Origin of the sequence: Variovorax ureilyticus, from assembly GCF_037889935.1 — a bacterium.
Taxonomy (GTDB): domain Bacteria; phylum Pseudomonadota; class Gammaproteobacteria; order Burkholderiales; family Burkholderiaceae_C; genus Variovorax; species Variovorax ureilyticus.
Map to the genome: position 1 here is coordinate 370,283 of NZ_JBBKZU010000003.1, position 17,825 is coordinate 388,107.

Below are 17,825 nucleotides of genomic sequence, written 5' to 3' on the forward strand. Positions count from 1 at the left end.
GCGCGCCTCACCGTCCGAAGAACCAGCGCGGGCCGGCCCAGTTGAGCAGCCGGCGCGCGCCCATCGACAGCGCGAGGTAGATCACCGTCGCGATGATGAACGCCTCGAAAGCGCGGAAGTTGCGGCTCTGGATCAGGTTGGCGGCATAGCTCAGTTCCTCGGTCGAGATCTGGCTGCACACCGCCGAGCCGAGCATCACGATGATGATCTGGCTCACCATCGCGGGCCACACCTTCTTCATCGCCGGCGGCAACACCACTCGCGTGAACACCTGCATCCGGTTGAGCGCCAGGCTCACCGCCGCCTCGACCTGCCCGCGGGGCGTGGCCTCGATGCCGGCGCGGATGATCTCGGTCGCATAGGCGCCGAGGTTCATCACCATCGCGATCACCGACGCCACTTCCGGCGAGAGCTTGAAGCCCGCCGCCGGCAGCCCGAAGAAGATGAAGAAGAGCTGCACGATGAACGGCGTGTTTCGGATCAGCTCCACGTAGGCCCCGACGATCCAGCGCAGCCACGCCGCACCGCGCGCGCGCGCCCATGCGCATGCAATGCCGACCACCATGCCGATCACCGTCGCGATGGCGGTCAGGCCCAGCGTCCACAGCACGCCCTTGACCAGCAGGGGCCATTGGCCGAGAACGGCGCCGAAGTCGAATTCGATGCCCATGCGGCAGGCCGATCAGACCGGCAGATCGCCCGCCGGGCGGCCGAGCCACTTCTTCGCCATCGCGTCGAGCGTGCCGTCCTTCTTCGCGTTGGCGATGATCTCGTTCACCTTGGTCTTCAGCGCGTCCTCGCCCTTGGCGATGCCGATGAAACACGGGCTGTCCTTCAGCAGCAGCTTGTATTCGGCGCCGAGCTGCGGGTTCTTCTGCATCATGTCGCCCGCCACCGCCGCGCTCGTGGCGAGGGTCTGCGTCTGCCCGGCGACGAAGGCGGCGATGGTGGCGTTGTTGTCCTCGAAGCGCTTGAAGTCGACGTTCGCGGGCGCGACCTTGGCGAGCTCCTGGTCTTCCATCGCGCCGCGCGTCACGGCCACGCTCTTGCCGCCCATGTCGGCAAAGCTCTTGATGTCGAGCTTCTTCGACGCGTACACCGCCTGGAAGAAGGGCGCGTAAGCGGCCGAGAAATCGATGACCTTCTCGCGCTCCGCGTTCTTGCCGAGCGTGGAGATCACGAGGTCCGCCTTGCGTGTCTGCAGGTAAGGGATGCGATTGGCGCTGGTCACCGGCACCAGATCGACCTTGGTGCCCAGCTTGCTTGCGATGAGCTGCGCCATCTCGATGTCGAGGCCCTGCGGCGTCATGGTCTTGTCGACCGAACCATAGGGCGGGTAGTCGGTCGGCACCGCGATCTTGATGACCTTGGCCTTCAGGATGTGGTCGAGCGCGTTCTGTGCTTGCGCTGCGCCGGTGGCGAACAGCGCGGCGGCGACGAGGATCGCCGCGAACTGGCGCTTGGAATACTTCATGGCATGGCTCCTGAATGGGTCGGTGGAATTCGTCCGCCGACCGCACGCAAGAGCTGTGCCCAAGCGTCGGTACTCAGTCCATCCGTGCGCCCGAGGCCTTCACCGCCTTCTCCCAGCGCGGCGTTTCGGTGACGAGGAACTTCGCGAATTCCTCGCTGCCCATGAACGCCGGGTCGGCGCCCTGGCTCACCATGCGGTCGCGTATCTCGGGGTTGGTCAGCACCTGCCGGAAGGCGTCGCTGAGCTTGGCGACCACGTCCTTGGGCGTGCCGGCCGGTGCGAGGAAGCCGTAGAACCCGACCACTTCGAAGCCCTTCACGCCGGATTCGATGACGGTCGGCACCTCCGGCAGCGCGGGGTTGCGCCTGGCGCTCGTCACGGCGATCGCGCGGACCTTGCCCTGCTTGTGATAGTTGGCCGCCTGCGGAATCGACTCCGCCATGAACTGCACCTGCCCGCCCATCAGGTCGGTGAAGGCCGGCGCGCTGCCGCGATAAGGGATATGGACCATGTAGATGCCGGTCGCGCTCTTGAACATCTCGGGCACGAGATGGCTGATGCCGCCGTTGCCCGCCGAGCCGTAGTTGATCTGCCCCGGCCGCGCGCGGGCGTAGTCGATGAACTGATGCAGGTTGGTCACCGGCAGCGAGGGCGTGACCAGCAGCGCCAGCGGCTGCATCGCGGTGCGCGCGATCGGGGTGAAGTCCTTGAGCGTGTTGTAGGGCAGCTTGCTGTAGAGCGCGCCGTTGATCACCGCGACGCCGGTGTTGGCGAGCATCAGCGTGTAGCCGTCGGCCGGGCTCTTGGCGACGGCCTCGGCGCCGACCGAGCCGCCCGCGCCGGGCTTGTAGTCGATGATGATCGGCTGGCCCAGCACCGTCTGCAGCTTGTCGGCGAGCAGGCGGGCGTGCTGGTCGAGCGGCCCGCCGGCCGGGAAGCCGATGATGACCTTGATGGGCTTTTCCGGATAGGCCGCAAAGGCCGCGGCCGATGCCGCGATGCACAGTGCGGCCGCGATGGCCTGGCGGGCGATGTTCATGCTGCTTGTCTCCTCGTTGTGCGAGAGATCATAAACAGCGTGCGATGCTGCCCTGACGGCGAGCAGCGCAAACTCTGGGAGCCGAAGCCGAAGCCGAAGCCGAAGCCGAAGCCGAAGCCGAAGCCGAAGCCGCACCGCCTCGAGCCGTGGCTCCGCCCATCGATCGCTCCGGGGTGCTGGCTGCAGACGAGTGCCTTCGCTGCAGGCCTCCTTCAGGTGGCTGAGCGAGGTTCGAGCGGTGAGTTCTCTCCGTTTCCACTGACGCGACTTGCCGAAAACCGCATACCAGCTCTGTGGGAGTGATGGCTTCGTCGAGGTGATCCCATCACTAGACTGGGAACACCGAACAAGACGAGCGCGCTTCGCGCCGGAAAAGGAGACCATGGACGACCTGACCCAACTCAACTACGAACTGAACAACTTCGTAGCCACCCTCACGCTCAACAGCCCGCCAGTGAACGCGCTCACGCGCACGCTCAACGACGAACTCACGATGGCCCTCGATCGCATCTCGGAGATGGACGAAGTGCGCGTCGTCGTGCTGACCGGCGCGGGCAAGGTGTTCTGTGCCGGCGCCGACCTCAAGGGCCGCGCCTCGGTCATCAAAGGCCCTGGCGATCTGCCGGCGCATTCGAGGCGAACACGCGAATGCTTCCATGCGATCCGGGAATGCGCCAAGCCGGTGATCTGTGCGATCAACGGCGCTGCGCTCGGTTCCGGTGTCGCGATGGCCGCCTCCAGCGACATCCTGATCGCATCGGAAAAAGCGTCGCTCGGCCTGCCCGAAGTCGACGTGGGGCTGCTCGGCGGCTGCCGCCACGCGATGCGGCTCTTCAGCCACTCCCGCCTGCGTCGGATGATGTTGACAGGCATGCGCGTGCCAGGCGCCGAGCTCTATCGCCTTGGCATCGTCGAAGAGTGCACGACACCGGAGGACCTGATGCCCAAGGCGCTGGAGATCGCAGCCACCATCGCGTCCAAGAGCCCGGTGTCGACGCGCATGGGCAAGCACACGCTGAACGTGATCGAGGACATGAGCCTGCGCGACGGCTATCGCTACGAACAGGACATGACGGCGCTGATCGGAAAGACCGATGACGCGAAGGAAGCGCAGCGCGCGTTCGCGGAAAAGCGCGCGCCGGTCTTCACGGGGCACTGAGCCATGGCGCCTGCCGACTCACGCCCACGTCCGGGCAACCTGCACCTGACCCGCCGCGGAATGCTGCTGGCCTGCGGGTCGCTCGGGCTCTCGGCGCTGGGCAAGACTGTGCATGCGGCCGGGTATCCGGACAAGCCGATACGCCTCGTCGTGCCGTTCCCCGCAGGTGGCGCGACCGACGTGATGGCACGAGCCATGGGTCAGAAGTTGGCAGAACGGCTCGGCCAGGCCGTGATCATCGACAACCGTGCCGGTGCCGGAGGCGGCATCGGCGCCGAAGCGGTGGCGACTGCTGCACCGGATGGCTACACACTGCTGTTCGCCACCATGGGTTCGCTCACCATCAACCCGAGCCTGTACAAGAACCTGCGCTATGACCCGGTCAAGAGCTTCGAGCCCATCACGCTGACGCACAACACGTCGAACCTGCTCGTGGTCAATCCGGACGTGCCCGCCAAGTCGGTGGCCGACCTCATCGAGCTTGCGCGCAAGAAACCCGGAGAGCTGACCTTTGCATCGGCGGGGAACGGCACGACCAGCCACCTGTCCGGCGAACTCTTCAAGAGCCTGGCCAAGGTCGACCTGACGCACGTCCCGTACAAGGGGAGCGCCCCCGCGATGACCGACTTCCTCGGCGGCCGCACTTCGATGATGTTCGACACCGCGTCGAACTTCGTCGAATACGTCAAGACCGGGAGGGTGCGCCCGCTCGGGCTCACCGGACGCAAGCGCCTTCCGACCCTGCCGAACGTGCCAACCATCTCCGAAACACCTGGCATGGCGGGCTACGAAATGTCGCTCTGGCTCGGCGTGCTCGCGCCGGCCGGCACGCCCGCCAACATCGTCGCCAAGTTGCATGACGACATCGGCGCGGCCATGTCGTCGCCTGACATCGTCCGGCAGATGGCCGATGCCGGCATTGAAGTTCGTCTCAGCACGTCGCAGGAATTCGCGGCACTGATTCGCGCGGACGCCGCGAAGTGGTCGGAGGTGGTAAAGCGCACCGGCGTGCACCTCGACTGATTTCCGATCGCCAGCCGTCTCGTCGCACGCGAGACGGCTTCTTTCCATCGGCAGCGTTCTAATCTTGAACAGCAAGCGTCAGGACCGGACGCGGCCCCCAAGACTGAAGGACACACCATGTTTGCCGAACACTCCCCCAAGACACTGGACCTGCTGCAGCGTATGCGGCAGTTCTTCGACCAGCACATCTATCCCAACGAGGGACGCTACTACGAGGAGATGGATGCATTCCGTCGCTCGGGCAATGCCTGGCAGGTGTCGCCGCTGATCGAGGAGCTCAAGCCGCTCGCGCGGGCCGCCGGCCTCTGGAACATGTTCCTGCCGCACGAGCATCGCGGCGTGCCGGGCATTTCGAACCTGGACTACGCACCGCTGTGCGAAGTGATGGGCCGTGTCTCCTGGTCCGGCGAGGTGTTCAACTGCTCGGCGCCCGACACGGGCAACATGGAAACCATCGAGCGCTACGGCAGCGAGGCGCAGAAGGACCAATGGCTCGAGCCGCTTCTCGCTGGCCAGATCCGGTCCGGCTTCCTGATGACGGAACCGGCCGTTGCCTCTTCGGACGCCACCAACATCCAGTGCACCATCACGCGCGAGGGCGACGAGTACGTCATCAACGGTCGCAAGTGGTTCTCGTCCGGCGCGGGCAGTCCGCGCTGCAAGATCTTCATCGTGATGGGGAAGACCGACCCGGACGCGCCGCGCCATGCGCAACAGTCGATGGTGCTGGTGCCGCGCGACACGCCGGGCGTGAGCGTGTTGCGCCACCTGTCCGTGTTCGGCTATGACGATGCACCGCACGGCCACATGGAAGTTCTGCTGGAAAACGTCCGCGTGCCGGTCGGCAACATCCTCCTGGGCGAAGGCCGCGGCTTCGAGATCGCCCAGGGCCGCCTTGGCCCTGGACGCATCCACCACTGCATGCGTTCCATCGGCGCCGCCGAGCGAGCGCTGGAGATGATGTGCGACCGGCTTCGTTCTCGCATCGCCTTCGGCAAGCCGCTGGCCGAGCAATCCGTCTGGCATGAACGCATCGCCGAGTCGCGCTGCCTGATCGACCAGGCGCGATTGCTGACACTGAATGCCGCCTACAAGATGGACACGGTCGGCAACAAGGAAGCGCGTGCGGAGATCGCCATGATCAAGGTGGTCGCGCCGAACATGTCGTGCAAGGTGGTCGACTGGGCGATCCAGGCGCATGGCGCGGCCGGCGTCAGCCAGGACTTCTGGCTGGCCGAGGCCTATGCGCACCAGCGCACTGTGCGCATTGTCGACGGCCCGGATGAAGTGCACCGCAATGCCATCGCCAAGCTGGAGTTGTCCAAGAGGCCGGCTGCAGCGTAAAGAAATAGGACTTCAGCGCCCGAAGGGACGCTGAAGTCCGGGGTTCGACCGGCCTACCCGGCCGATGCATTCGGCCGCCGCGCTATTCCAGCTTGGCGCCCACCGCCTTGGCCAGCGCGCCCCAGCGCTCCGACTCCGCGGAGATGAATGCTCCGAATTCCTCCGGCTTGCTGCCGACGACTTCCACGCCTTGCTGATCGAACTGCTGCTTCAGTTCTGGCGAGCGCAATGCGGCACCGACGGAGCTGTACAGTTTGTTGATGATCTCGGGCGGTGTGCGAGCCGGGGCGAGCATTCCGTACCAGTTGTAGGCCTCGGCCTTGGGCAAGCCCAGCTCGCCGACGGTGGGCACATCCTTGAGCAAGGGAATTCGCGTGGCGTTGGTCACCGCCAGGGCGCGCAGCTTGCCCGACTGGATGAAGGGCAACACCACCGGGATGTCGACCATCATCATGTCCACCTGCCCGCCGATGAGGTCCGTCAGCGCGGGTGCCGCGCCGCGATAGGGGATGTGGTTCATGTTGAGCTTCGCTTCGCGCTTGAGCAGCTCGGCTTGCAGGTGCGGGGTGGTGCCGCTGCCGGCCGAAGCGTAGTTGATCTTGCTGGGCTCGCCCGTGGCAGAGGCCTTCAGGTCGGCAAATGTCTTGAATTTCGAGTTGGCTGCCACGACCAGCACCGCAGGCACCTTGAGTGCCTGGGTGACGGCCACCAGGTCCTTCTTCGGGTCGTAGGGCATCGATGGCACGATGTGCGGAACGATGGCCAGTGCGCCGGCAGAGGAGAACAGCAGCGTGTAGCCATCCGCCGCCGACTTGGCAACGGCATCAGCGCCGAGCAGGCCCCCCGCACCACCCTTGTTGTCGATGATGACGGTCTGGCCCAGGGAGGTGCTCAGCTTGGCGCCGAGCGCACGCGCTGTCTGGTCGACAGGGCCGCCGGCGGGAAAGGGCACGATCACGCGGATCGGCTTGGTCGGGTAGGCCTGCGCCCATCCTGAAGTTGCGGCCAATGCGAAGGCAAGTGTCGCGGCGGATTTGAAAAGTCGATTCATGGTCATTGTCTCCGGTTCGTGATGAATGGACTTTAGGAACATGGCCGTCGCGTGGCACCGGTCTTCCGCGCAAACCTGCTATGCGGACTGGTGCAGTGCAGGCCGCCGGTATGCGCCGCGGCGCATCACAGCGTTGCCGCCGAGGGCGTAGCCCGGAACGCATCGCAATTCCAGAATTGTCTCCATCCAAAGGAGACTTCACATGACCACCGCCAAGGGCCCCCTCTCGCACGTCAAAGTGCTTGACCTGAGCCGCATCCTCGCCGCACCCTGGGCCAGCCAGATCCTCGCCGACCTTGGCGCCGACGTCATCAAGGTCGAACGGCCGGGCGCCGGCGACGACACCCGCACCTGGGGCCCGCCGTTCCTGAAGGACGCCGAGGGCAAGGACACCAAGGAAGCCGGCTACTACCTCGCCGTCAATCGCGGCAAGCGCTCGATCACCGTGAGCCTCGAAAAGCCCGAGGGCCAGAAGATCGTCAAGGCGTTGGCCGCCAAGGCGGACATCGTGCTGGAGAACTACAAGGCTGGCACCCTCAAGCGCTACGGCCTGGATGAGGCTTCGCTGCGCGAGATCAATCCGCGTCTCATCTACTGCTCGGTCACCGGCTTCGGCCAGACGGGGCCGCGGCGCGACCAGCCCGCGTACGACTTCCTCATCCAGGCCATGGGCGGCCTGATGAGCGTGACCGGCGAGAAGGATGGTCGCCCGGGCGGCGGACCGCAGAAGGTCGGCATCCCGATGGTCGACCTGATGACCGGCATGTACACCGCCGTTTCCGTGCTAGCCGCATTGGCACGGCGCAACGAAACGGGCGTCGGCGACAACATCGACATCGCGATGCTCGACGTGCAGGTCGCCACCCTGTCCAATCAGGCCATGAACTATCTCGTCTCAGGAAAGGTGCCGTGCCGCAACGGCAACGCCCATCCCAATATCCAGCCGCAGGACGTGTACGGCTGTGCGGACGGCGATGTGATCCTGGTGGTGGGCAACGACGGCCAGTTCGCGAAGCTGTGCGAGGTGTTGGGGCGGCCCGACTGGATCGTCGACGAACGGTTCGCCACGAACGCACAGCGGGTGCGCAACATCGGCGAACTCTCGGGCATGCTGCGCGACCTCTTCGCCGAGTGGGAACGCGAGCGCCTGATCGCAGCCCTCGACAAGGCGGGCGTGCCTTGCGGCCCCATCAACACCGTGGCGGATGTCTTCAAGGAACCGCAAGTCCAGGCGCGCGAGATGCTGCGCTATGTGCCGCACCCGAGCGGGGTCGACGTGCCACAGGTGGTCAGCCCGATGCGCTTTGCCGAGTCGCCGCTGCAGACGCAGTCCGCACCGCCACTGCTCGGCCAGCACAGCGATGACATCCTGGCCGAACTGGGCTACAGCAGGGGCTGCATCGATTCCTTGCGCGCTGCGGGAGCGATCTGATGACAGGAAAGATGAAGCTGCACTGGTCGCCCAAGTCGCCCTATGTGCGAAAGGTGATGATCTGCGCGCACGAACTCGACGTCGTGCCCGAACTCGAGCTCGTGCGCTCGGTGGCGGCCATGCTCAAGCCCAACGCGGCTCTCATGGTGGACAACCCGTTGTCGAAGATCCCGACGCTGGTGCGCGAAGATGGCTCGACGCTTTTCGATTCGGTCGTAATCTGCGAATACTTGAACGATCGGGCCGGCGGTTCGCTGTTCCCGGTGCGGGGCGAGCCACGATGGCAGGCGTTGCGCTGGCATGCGCTGGGGGATGGCCTGCTCGATGTGCTGATCCTGTGGCGCAACGAGCGCGAACGCGAGCATCCGTTGCAGGCGCTGACGGATGCCTTCGAGCTCAAGACCCGCGCTGCGTTGAAATTGCTTGACGCAGAGGCCGACCCGATCGGCGGCGCGCCGTTCTCGATCGGTCACGTGACCCTTGGCTGCGCCCTCGGGTATCTCGACTACCGCTTCGAAGCCCTGGGCTGGCGTGCGCTGGCGCCCCGTCTCGCGGCCTGGTTTGCAGCTTTGCAGGCTCGCCCGTCCTTTCAAAGCACTGAGCCTGTCGACGGCTGATCAGCAATGGCCCGGAAGATGTTTCGCCACCGCGGGCGTTCTCATCGGTAGAGGCCTTCTGGGTTGATGCGAAGTACCCTGTCCACGAGAACTTCGCTCCCGGCCCACTCCTCGAGCATCGAAAGCAATTGCGCGGTATCGGGAACAGGCGTCACGCGCAGGTGGGGCCAGTCGCTGCCCCACACCAGACGCTCAGGGTTGGCTTCGATCATCCTTTGCTGGAATGGCCGCCCCGCCTGCCAATCGGGTGCACCGAGCAGGTTGCGGTAGGCGCAGAGCTTGACCCAGACCTTGCCGGTTGCCAGCAGGTCGAGCAGTGCGCGAAACCCTGGATCGTCGACGCCAGCGTTCACGTCGAAGCCTCCCATATGGTCGATCACGATCGGGACGGGCAATCCCAGCAACTTCGGTGCAATGGCCGGCAAGGCGTTGCAGTCTGTCCAGAGTTCCGCGTGCAGGCCGGCATCCGCCAACGCAGAGGCCAACTCGCACAGGTCGTCGAATGACGCGCTGCCGGCGAAGTTCGTGCCAGGGCCGCTGCGATGGCTGAAGCGTGCGCCACGCACGCCGCGCTCACGCAAGCCGCCAAGCGCCAGTGGATCACCAGGTTGCACCACGACCACGCCGCGCAGGGCGGGTTGCGCGGCCAGCGCATGCAACAGCAGCGAATGGTCCTTGCCATACGCACTTGGATGCACCAGCACGCCATGGTCAAGGCCGAGTCGTGCGAGCAGGTCCAGATAGGCCGACTCGACGGCTTCAGGTGGCGTATAGCTTCGCTCGGCCGCCAACGGAAAGCGATCGTACGGACCGAACACGTGGGCGTGGCAATCCCACCCTTCGGCAGCACGCCAAGCGCTTGCCGCGTCGCTCATTGCAGCGCTGCTTTCTGAGGCAACGGGAACGCTGGCACCACGCCTTCCGGCAGCGGAATCTCGTGGCAATTGAGCGTCATGGCGACCATCGTGTAGTAGCCGATCAGCGCCGTCAGTTCAACGACGGTCCGCTCGCCGAAACGCGCAAGGGCGACCGCGTAGGTGGCATCGGAAACCGAGTTGTGACGGTTGAGTTCGACCGCGTAGTGGTAGACGGCGGCGTCGTCTGCCGACATGCCCGGCGGTTCGGTCTGCGCGAGAAGCGCTTCGATGATCGGGGGCTCGATGCCGGCCCTTTCTGCCTCGGCGCGGTGGGCGTACCACTCGAAAGGCGAATTGCACGCCCGCCCGGTGACGAGGATCGCGATCTCGGACAGCCGCGGCGGCAGGGTCGTGCCGTAGCGCAGCAGGGCGCCGATCGCCTGCCATTTGTCCGCGAGCTCCGGGTTGTGGAGTGCGGCGCGAAGTGGACCCTGAATGCGCCCGCGCGGGCCGGAAATAATCCTGTCGTAGACGGCGCGCTGCTCGGCATTCATCGTTTCAGGCGCGGGCAGGGAAATTCTTGGCATGCTGTTGTCTCCAGTGATTCGATCGTTGCCGACGAGCTTAGGGGACAGGCGCAGGCTGCGCATCTGCAACCGCCGCAATGCAGCTATGCGCGCGCGTGCAAGGCGGCGACTACGCGGGACCGCCGAAATGCCACATGCCGGTGCGTGCGCTGTCTTCCACGATGCCGACGATCTCCGCGGCAACAGCCGACACGGCCCGGCCGGGCCCCTTCGCGCGCGCCAATGCCATGGATACGATCCGTTGCAGCGGCGGCGAAACGATCCTCGCGGCTTGCAGTCGGCCTTCCTGCACCTCCGTCCATACGGCGTGAATCGGCAAGACGGTGTAGAGCCTGGCTTCGGCAACTGTCGATCGCATGAGCGGAAGCGAATCGGCCTCCAGAACCGGCGCGAGCGTGATGTGCTCCTGGCGCGCCATGGCGTCGAGCGCCGTCCGGAGTCCGTTGGGCGCGCTCGGCAGGATGAACGGCAACTCGTGCAGCGATGAGAAGGGGATTTCGGGCGCCTTCGTGAGCCGGTCGCCTGGCGGACCGATCAGGTAGCTGTCGACAGTAGCCAGCGCTTGCTCCAGCTCGTGCAGCGCGTTGCCGTAACGATAGAGGATGGCGATGTCGACGCGCGCATCGGCCAGCCATTCCTCGACCTGTCCACTGGAGCCCTCGAGGATCTTGAGCTGGATCCCGGGATGACGATCCCGCAACTGCTTGAACAGGCGGCCGACGATTGGATTGGTGATCGAGGGCAGCGATGCGATGGTGACCCGGCCGGAGGGCTCGCGCGCCTCACCGTGGATTTCCAACTCGAGTTGCTCCGCATCCGAAAGCAGTGCCCTCACCAGCGGGAAGATGCGCTGACCCACATCCGACAGCGCCACGCCGCGGCCGGTTCGGTTGAAGAGGCGAGCTTTGCATTCGCGTTCCAGCGCATTCAGATGACGACTCAGTAGCGACTGGTTGCTGTCCAGGAAAAGTGCGGCGCGCGTCAGGCTGCCGAGTTCGGCGATGGCGAGAAACGCTCGCCACTTCTGAAGATCGGATGTGATGTCGAGCTGGATCTGGGTGGCTTTGCCGGGTTGCATGGGACTTTGCTCGCAGCGTGGGATGCGAGCGATTGTCCTGCCCTTGAGCAGGGGGCGAATGCCGGCTTTCCCTCAGCGCGCCGTGATTCGAAGAGACCCCAGAGCGGCTAGCCTTGCCTGGTCAGCCCCGCGGCTCCCCGCTCGCTCAACTCCTGAGCGTTGCCTTCAGCGTGATCTCCGGAACGCTCGCAAGCGCTTTCGACAGCGGGCACCCCGCCTTCGCACCGGCCGCGAGTTCCTGGAACTTCGCCTCGTCGATGCCCGGAATCACGGCTTCCAGTTCGAGCTGGATGCGATCGATCTTGAAGCCGGGGCCATCCTGCGTGAGCCGCACCGCGGCCTTCGTATCGATCGACTTCGCGGTGAAGCCCGCGCCTTCGAGCGCGAACGCAAACGCCATCGTGAGGCAGCCCGCATGGGCGGCGCCGAGGATTTCCTCGGGATTGGTGCCGCGCTTGTCGTCCTCGAAGCGGCTGGCGAATCCGTAGGGGTAGTCCTTGAGTGCGCCGGTCTCGGTGCTGATCTGTCCCTTGCCGGTCTTGCCGGCGCCTTCCCAGTGAACGGTCGCGCGCTTGTCTGCTGGCATGTGAACTCCTTCGAGGTGGGTGGGTGGAACGGAGCCTGCGTTGTACGGCAGATCGGCCGCGCCGTCTGTCAGCCGGCGGCCTTCGATCGACAGAAGATTGCAACTTTCGGAGTCGCCCATGTGACGGATTTCGGGGCTTCCCCCATGCTGCACTGCCGCGCGGCGTCGTAGGCTTCCGGGCTGTCTGGAGACCGTATGGAACGACCGCACTACAAGTTCTGGCCGCAGCGCCTGCCTCGCTCGATCGCCGTCCCCGCCACTTCGCTGTGGCACAACCTGAAGACCAACGCCGAGCGTTTCCCCGACAAGCTCGCGATGGTGTTCTTCGGCAGCGAGATCACCTACCGTGAACTCGCGTCGCAGGTCGAGCGCCTGGCCGGCACGCTGCACGCCCTGGGCGTGAAGCGCGGCGACCGCGTGGTCCTCGACATGCAGAACTGTCCGCAGCTCGTGATCGCGCACTTCGCGATCCTGCGCGCGAACGCCGTCGTGGTGCCGGTCAACCCGATGAACCGGGCGGAAGAGCTCAAGCACTACATCACCGACCCGGACGCCAAGGTCGCGATCACGACCGGCGACCTCGCCGCCGAGCTGGCCAAGGCCAGCAATGCGCTGGCGCCGAAGGACCGGCTCGCGCACATGATCGTCACCCAGTTCACGGACACCTTCGACCCGGCCATGACCGGCGACGAGGCGCCGCCGCCGGCATGGCGCGACTGGCTGCTGACTCGCCACCCGCTGCCCGAGCTACAGGACGGCAAGGCGATGACCTGGACCGATGCGATGAACGCCGGTCACGCGGCGCCCGAGCACGTGGTCGGCGCCAACGACATGGCGCTCCTGCCCTACACCAGCGGGACTACTGGGCTGCCCAAGGGCTGCATCCACAACCATTCGAGCCTGAACCACAACGCCTTCGCGGGGCAGATCTGGGGGCTGGGCTCGTCGGAGGTGGTGGTGCTCGCGGTGGTGCCGATGTTCCACATCACCGGCGTGGTGAGTGTGATGCACACCACCATCCTTATTGCCGGCACTCTGGTCATCATGCCGCGGTGGGACCGGGACATGGCGGGGCGCCTGATCTCTCGCCGCAAGGTCACGAGTTGGACCAACATTCCGACCATGGTGATCGACCTGATGGCGAGTCCCAGCTTCGCGAACTACGACCTGAGCAGCCTGAGCTACATCGGCGGTGGTGGCGCAGCGATGCCGCAGGCGATCGCGCAGCGGCTGCTGGAGCAGTTCGGCCTGAAGTACCAGGAAGGCTACGGGCTGACCGAAACGGCCGCGCCGTCGCACGCGAACCCGTTCGAGAACCCGAAGCAGCAATGCCTGGGGATTCCCTACATGAGCACCGACTCCCGGGTGGTTGATCCCGATACGTTGCAGGAGATGCCCATCGGTGAATCGGGCGAGATCATCACGCACGGGCCCGAGGTGTTCCAGGGCTACTGGAAGCGGCCGGATGCGACCGCGGCCGCCTTCGTCGAGTTCGAAGGCAAGCGCTTCTTCCGCTCGGGCGACATGGGCCGCATGGACGAGGACGGCTACTTCTTCATGACCGACCGCCTCAAGCGCATGATCAACGCGAGCGGCTTCAAGGTCTGGCCGGCCGAGGTCGAGCTGCTGATGTTCAAGCACCCGGCCATTCAAGAGGCCTGCGTGATCGCGATGAAGGACGCCTATCGCGGCGAATCGGTCAAGGCGGTGGTGGTGCTGCGCCCGACGCACAAGGACACCACCGAGCAGCAGATCATCGACTGGTGCCGCGAGAACATGGCGGTCTACAAGATCCCGCGCGCGGTGCAATTTGTCGATGCGCTGCCCAAGAGCGGCAGCGGCAAGGTGATGTGGCGGCTGCTGCAGGAAGCGGAGAGCAAGGGCGCCTAGAACCAGAGTTCGACGTCACGCCCCTTTGCCAGATGATTGCGCTGCGGCCAGCTGGGCACGAGGCGGGTGGCCTCCGCGCGGCTCAGTTCGTTTCGGCGGCCGAGACACAGCAAAACAACCCTTGGAGCGCGCGCGTGTGATTTGGCGATCGTGAAGCGGCCCAGCACCGGCGCGATCCGTGCGCTGTGCGCCAATTCAGAATCTTCTCGTCGCCGACAAACGGTGATGTCCCTATCGTGAGCCTCGGCTGGCCGATCAGGCATGTGCCGACCTCAGTGGGTCTCTTTCCGACTGGGGTTTCGAAATCCGAAACTCGAGGGAGGCCACAACGATGGCGACACATAGCGGAACAAGGCATCGAACTCCGTATGAGTCATGGCAGGAAGGCGTAGACCTCGCCGATTCAAGGTGGCATGCCTACGACGGCATCATTCGATCCACGGTCGATCGATACAACGCGCCTCTGGTGCGCACCAGCGCTGGGTATTTCCGGCTGGACTGGAAGCTGGTCAAGGCGATGGCTTGGACGGAGACCGGTGCTGCTCGTCCCGAATGGGCCACACGACCGCTTCAAATTGGAAACAGTGGTGACCCTGGACTTCGAGTCATGCTGCGTGGCGAAGAAGGCAGCGATCTGATCGTGCCTCCCATGATGAATCTATCTTTCATTTCAGCCTCCAGGAACCCTCGTGCAAACATCGAAGCCGGCGTCGGCTACCTGTTGACAAAAATTGGCGAACACGGCTATTCGCAGCGTCCCTGAGCCTGGCTCGCAGGCCTACCGCGTCACGGTGAAAGCAGGTGACAGCCTCAGCAAGATCGCCGGCGCTGAGGGCAGCACCGAAGAACTGATGAAGCAACTCAACCCGGGTGTGCACCGGCTCACGGTCGGTCAGGTGCTCAAGTGCCAGAAGGCGTCGGTGCGACGGGTCATCACGGGCTGGAAGTTGATCAACACATCGAGCATCGCGCGCTACACCAACGGTGGCGGGGACGCCAGATATGCCGAAAAGCTGGAATACGCACTCCGGGCGATGGAGCGCCGAAGGGGGCCATGATGGGTTTGCGTACATTGCGCCCGGCAGTGTGGGTCGCGGTCATGTTGTTCTTGCGTGCCGCATCCGCGATGACCGTCAAAGATACGCCATTCACCGGGAGCTTTGGCGGCTCTTCCGGGAGGGTTTGCAGCGGGGGCATCCACATCAGGGCGAAAACGCTGGAGTGGATTTCCACATACCGCATCTGCAAGCCGAGTCCTTACGAGGTGCTGGAAAGGGACGCGTCGGGCCGGTTCCCCCGAATCGTGTTCCGCATCAGGAATCGGAGCCGCCAATGCGACCTGGAAGTTTTCGAGCTGGCGCAGGCCGACCCCCGCATCGGTCAATGGGAGGCTTCCGCGTATCCGTCTATGGAGGCTTACGTGAAGCGCGATCAACCCGGGTGGATTGATTCGCAGGCGCCGGAGCGACAAGCCCTTTCCTGCATGATGTTCGATATGAATCGTTGAGCAGGCATTGGCTCTAGGGTGGGCGTTGTGCCGCAGCGTGGATGGAATCAGCGTGGCATTCGCAGCATCTCGACCAACCTTGTCAATGCCACCGAGGGCGTCCCCTTCCACACCAGGTGCGTGCGGTTGTGCCGCATCTTTTCTGGCAAGGGGTGCTGCCGGACATCCGCCGTGGCGCGCAGCGCCTTGAGCACCGACACCGGCACGATCGCGAAGCCGGTGCCGGCGGCCACGCAGGCGATCATCGCCTGGTAGGAAGAGAACTCCAGCGAACGCGAGGGCGACACGCCGCCCTTGCCGAGCCACTGTTCGAGCAGGCGGCGGTACGAGCAGCCTTGCGCGAACGCGATCAGCGTCGAGTTCGCGAGGTCCCCCGGCCGCGTCACCGAGGTGACGCTGTGTGCCGTGACCAGCACCAGTTCTTCCTCGAACACCGGGATTGATTCCAGCCCGGCTGCCGAGAAGGGTTCCGACACGAACGCCGCCTCGATCTCGAAGCCGTTCACGCGCTTGATCAGCGCGCCCGTGGTGCCGCTCACCAGTTCCACCACCACCCCCGGGTAGAGCTTGTGAAAGCGCGACAGCACCGGCGCGAGCCGGCTGCCCGCCGTGCTTTCGAGCGAACCCAGCCGGAACGTGCCGAGCGGCAGGTCGCTGCGCAGCTCGGATTCCGCCTCGTCCGCGAGGCGCAGCAGCCGGTCGGCGTAGGGCAGCAGCTTGTGGCCCGCCGGCGCCAGCGCGAGCGTGCGGCCCTGCCGATGGAAGAGCTTGTGCCCGAGCCGCTCCTCGAGCTGCTGGATGCGCGTGGTGACGTTCGACTGCACGCGGTTGAGCTTGTCCGCCGCGCGGATCACGCCGCCTTCCGCGACGACGGCGCGGAAGATCTCGAGGGAGTCCAGGTCGATGGTTCTCATAAGAAGAATGATCGTTCTGAATAATTCATTTGTGGGCGAGCTGCATTCTGCGTCTAATGACATGCCATGTCGAATCCCACCCTCACCATGTCGCGGCCTTCCTATCTGTCGGTCTGCGTCGCCGGCTTGCTGGCGCTGGCGATCGCGATGGGCATCGGCCGATTCGCCTTCACCCCGATGCTGCCGCTGATGATCCGCACCGGCAGCCTCGACGTGGCCGCCGGGGGCTGGCTGGCGGCGGCCAACTACGCGGGCTATCTGTTGGGTGCGCTGACGACGGTGCGCCTGCCGCTCACGCCGCAGCGCGTGGGACTGGTGTCGCTCGCGATCATCGTGATTTCCACCGCGGCGATGGGCTGGTCGGGTTCGGTCGCCTTCTGGCTGGTGCTGCGCTTCGTCGCGGGCGCGGCGAGTGCGTGGGCCCTGGTGAGCACCAGCGTCTGGTGCCTCGCATGGCTGGCGCGGCTGGACCGGCCCTCGGGCGCCGGCATCCTCTACGCGGGCGTCGGCGTGGGCATCGCGCTCGCGGGGCTCTATTGCTGGCGCGCCGGTGCGGCAGGCGCGGCGCCTGACAACCTCTGGGTGCAGCTCGGCATCCTCGCACTGGTGGGGCTGCTGGTCGTCGCGGTGCTGATGCCGCGCGACGGCGTCGCGACCGCCGCTGCGCCGCGTACGGGCGAGAGCGCGGCTGCTTCGGGCACCGTCTCGTGGGGGCTGGTGCTCAGCTACGGCATTCTCGGCTTCGGCTACATCCTGCCCGCGACCTTCCTGCCGGTGCTGGCGCGCGCGGTGGTCGACGATCCTTCTGTCTTCGGTGCGGCCTGGCCGATCTTCGGCGCGGCGGCGGCGGGTTCGACGCTGCTCGCGGCGGCGGTGCTCGGCCACGTCTCGCGGCGGCGAGTGCTCGCTGGAAGCCACGCGCTGATGGCGCTGGGCTGCCTGCTGCCGGTGGTCCATCTATCCGCGCTCACGGTGCTCGCCGCGGCGCTGCTGGTTGGCGGCACCTTCATGGTCGCGACCATGGCCGGCATGCAGGAGGCGAGGGCGAGCGCCATCGGCGATCCGACACGCGCGCTCGGCAGAATGACCGCCGCGTTCGCCATCGGCCAGATGGCAGGCCCGATCCTGTCGTCCGCCCTGAGCGGCTCGTCGCGGGGCTTCGGCGGGCTTTTCATCGCGCTGACGGTCGGCGCGGTGGCTCTGCTGGGCAGCGCCGTATGGCTCGCGCGCGAACCGCGACCGATTGCTTGAACGAAAGGGACCCCAA

General features: G+C 65.5%; 20 protein-coding genes. 10 read left to right on the forward strand and 10 right to left on the reverse strand.

All coding sequences use genetic code 11. The features are described 5' to 3' along the window. Window positions 1-7: 7 nt before the first annotated feature. The 3 genes from WKW77_RS09180 to WKW77_RS09190 all read right to left on the reverse strand — a co-directional run bounded on the left by WKW77_RS09180 (window position 8) and on the right by WKW77_RS09190 (window position 2,513). Window positions 8-670, reverse strand: a complete 663-nt coding sequence (locus WKW77_RS09180) for an amino acid ABC transporter permease (RefSeq protein ID WP_340356545.1) — start codon at window positions 668-670, stop codon at window positions 8-10. 12 nt (window positions 671-682) lie between these two features. Continuing rightward, window positions 683-1,474 (reverse strand): transporter substrate-binding domain-containing protein, encoded by a 792-nt coding sequence (locus tag WKW77_RS09185; protein WP_340356546.1) that lies wholly within the window; start codon window positions 1,472-1,474, stop codon window positions 683-685. A 73-nt stretch (window positions 1,475-1,547) separates the two neighbouring features. Continuing rightward, the gene (locus WKW77_RS09190; RefSeq protein ID WP_340356547.1) at window positions 1,548-2,513 is read right to left on the reverse strand and encodes a Bug family tripartite tricarboxylate transporter substrate binding protein; all 966 of its coding nucleotides are present in this window, start codon (window positions 2,511-2,513) and stop codon (window positions 1,548-1,550) included. A gap of 382 nt (window positions 2,514-2,895) precedes the next feature. Between WKW77_RS09190 and WKW77_RS09195 the strand changes: the two genes are divergently transcribed. From WKW77_RS09195 to WKW77_RS09205, 3 genes are all read left to right on the forward strand, one after another. Further along, a complete protein-coding gene (locus tag WKW77_RS09195; protein WP_340356548.1) occupies window positions 2,896-3,672 on the forward strand; it encodes an enoyl-CoA hydratase/isomerase family protein in 777 nt (258 codons plus the stop codon). A gap of 3 nt (window positions 3,673-3,675) precedes the next feature. Beyond that, a complete protein-coding gene (locus WKW77_RS09200; protein ID WP_340356549.1) occupies window positions 3,676-4,695 on the forward strand; it encodes a Bug family tripartite tricarboxylate transporter substrate binding protein in 1,020 nt (339 codons plus the stop codon). Window positions 4,696-4,812: 117 nt separating this feature from the next. Next, window positions 4,813-6,039: an acyl-CoA dehydrogenase family protein gene (locus tag WKW77_RS09205; protein ID WP_340356550.1), complete on the forward strand. Its 1,227-nt coding sequence runs from the start codon at window positions 4,813-4,815 to the stop codon at window positions 6,037-6,039. Window positions 6,040-6,121: 82 nt separating this feature from the next. On the opposite strand, the gene WKW77_RS09210 is transcribed toward WKW77_RS09205, so the two are convergent. Then, window positions 6,122-7,090, reverse strand: coding sequence for a Bug family tripartite tricarboxylate transporter substrate binding protein (locus tag WKW77_RS09210; RefSeq protein ID WP_340356551.1), 969 nt, complete (start codon window positions 7,088-7,090; stop codon window positions 6,122-6,124). A gap of 202 nt (window positions 7,091-7,292) precedes the next feature. Between WKW77_RS09210 and WKW77_RS09215 the strand changes: the two genes are divergently transcribed. After that, complete coding sequence (locus WKW77_RS09215; protein ID WP_340356552.1) at window positions 7,293-8,522, forward strand: CaiB/BaiF CoA transferase family protein; 1,230 nt, start codon at window positions 7,293-7,295, stop codon at window positions 8,520-8,522. Continuing rightward, window positions 8,522-9,139 (forward strand): glutathione S-transferase family protein, encoded by a 618-nt coding sequence (locus WKW77_RS09220; RefSeq protein ID WP_340356553.1) that lies wholly within the window; start codon window positions 8,522-8,524, stop codon window positions 9,137-9,139. The genes WKW77_RS09215 and WKW77_RS09220 overlap by 1 nt, the downstream gene beginning before the upstream one ends. 41 nt (window positions 9,140-9,180) lie before the next feature. On the opposite strand, the gene WKW77_RS09225 is transcribed toward WKW77_RS09220, so the two are convergent. The 4 genes from WKW77_RS09225 to WKW77_RS09240 all read right to left on the reverse strand — a co-directional run bounded on the left by WKW77_RS09225 (window position 9,181) and on the right by WKW77_RS09240 (window position 12,247). Next, window positions 9,181-10,014 carry an amidohydrolase family protein gene (locus WKW77_RS09225; RefSeq protein WP_340356554.1) on the reverse strand — a complete coding sequence of 278 codons (834 nt, stop codon included), beginning with the start codon at window positions 10,012-10,014 and terminating at the stop codon, window positions 9,181-9,183. Then, complete coding sequence (locus WKW77_RS09230) at window positions 10,011-10,646, reverse strand: carboxymuconolactone decarboxylase family protein (RefSeq protein WP_340356555.1); 636 nt, start codon at window positions 10,644-10,646, stop codon at window positions 10,011-10,013. Before WKW77_RS09230 ends, WKW77_RS09225 begins: the two co-directional genes overlap by 4 nt. A gap of 46 nt (window positions 10,647-10,692) precedes the next feature. Beyond that, the gene (locus WKW77_RS09235) at window positions 10,693-11,661 is read right to left on the reverse strand and encodes a LysR substrate-binding domain-containing protein (protein ID WP_340356556.1); all 969 of its coding nucleotides are present in this window, start codon (window positions 11,659-11,661) and stop codon (window positions 10,693-10,695) included. A 145-nt stretch (window positions 11,662-11,806) separates the two neighbouring features. Beyond that, a complete protein-coding gene (locus tag WKW77_RS09240) occupies window positions 11,807-12,247 on the reverse strand; it encodes an OsmC family protein (protein ID WP_340356557.1) in 441 nt (146 codons plus the stop codon). Window positions 12,248-12,442: 195 nt separating this feature from the next. On the opposite strand from WKW77_RS09240, the gene WKW77_RS09245 reads away from it, so the two are divergent. Beyond that, window positions 12,443-14,137, forward strand: coding sequence for a long-chain fatty acid--CoA ligase (locus WKW77_RS09245; protein ID WP_340356558.1), 1,695 nt, complete (start codon window positions 12,443-12,445; stop codon window positions 14,135-14,137). Here WKW77_RS09245 and WKW77_RS09250 read toward each other — a convergent pair. After that, window positions 14,134-14,331, reverse strand: coding sequence for a hypothetical protein (locus WKW77_RS09250; protein WP_340356559.1), 198 nt, complete (start codon window positions 14,329-14,331; stop codon window positions 14,134-14,136). The genes WKW77_RS09245 and WKW77_RS09250 overlap by 4 nt on opposite strands. Window positions 14,332-14,468: 137 nt before the next feature. Between WKW77_RS09250 and WKW77_RS09255 the strand changes: the two genes are divergently transcribed. The 3 genes from WKW77_RS09255 to WKW77_RS09270 all read left to right on the forward strand — a co-directional run bounded on the left by WKW77_RS09255 (window position 14,469) and on the right by WKW77_RS09270 (window position 15,644). Then, complete coding sequence (locus tag WKW77_RS09255) at window positions 14,469-14,900, forward strand: hypothetical protein (RefSeq protein ID WP_340356560.1); 432 nt, start codon at window positions 14,469-14,471, stop codon at window positions 14,898-14,900. Between the two features lie 88 nt (window positions 14,901-14,988). Next, a complete protein-coding gene (locus tag WKW77_RS09265; protein ID WP_340356726.1) occupies window positions 14,989-15,195 on the forward strand; it encodes a hypothetical protein in 207 nt (68 codons plus the stop codon). After that, window positions 15,192-15,644 (forward strand): hypothetical protein, encoded by a 453-nt coding sequence (locus tag WKW77_RS09270; RefSeq protein WP_340356561.1) that lies wholly within the window; start codon window positions 15,192-15,194, stop codon window positions 15,642-15,644. Before WKW77_RS09265 ends, WKW77_RS09270 begins: the two co-directional genes overlap by 4 nt. Window positions 15,645-15,691: 47 nt before the next feature. On the opposite strand, the gene WKW77_RS09275 is transcribed toward WKW77_RS09270, so the two are convergent. Further along, window positions 15,692-16,558 (reverse strand): LysR family transcriptional regulator, encoded by an 867-nt coding sequence (locus tag WKW77_RS09275; RefSeq protein ID WP_340356562.1) that lies wholly within the window; start codon window positions 16,556-16,558, stop codon window positions 15,692-15,694. A gap of 66 nt (window positions 16,559-16,624) precedes the next feature. On the opposite strand from WKW77_RS09275, the gene WKW77_RS09280 reads away from it, so the two are divergent. Continuing rightward, window positions 16,625-17,809, forward strand: coding sequence for a YbfB/YjiJ family MFS transporter (locus WKW77_RS09280; RefSeq protein WP_340356563.1), 1,185 nt, complete (start codon window positions 16,625-16,627; stop codon window positions 17,807-17,809). Window positions 17,810-17,825: the final 16 nt, after the last annotated feature.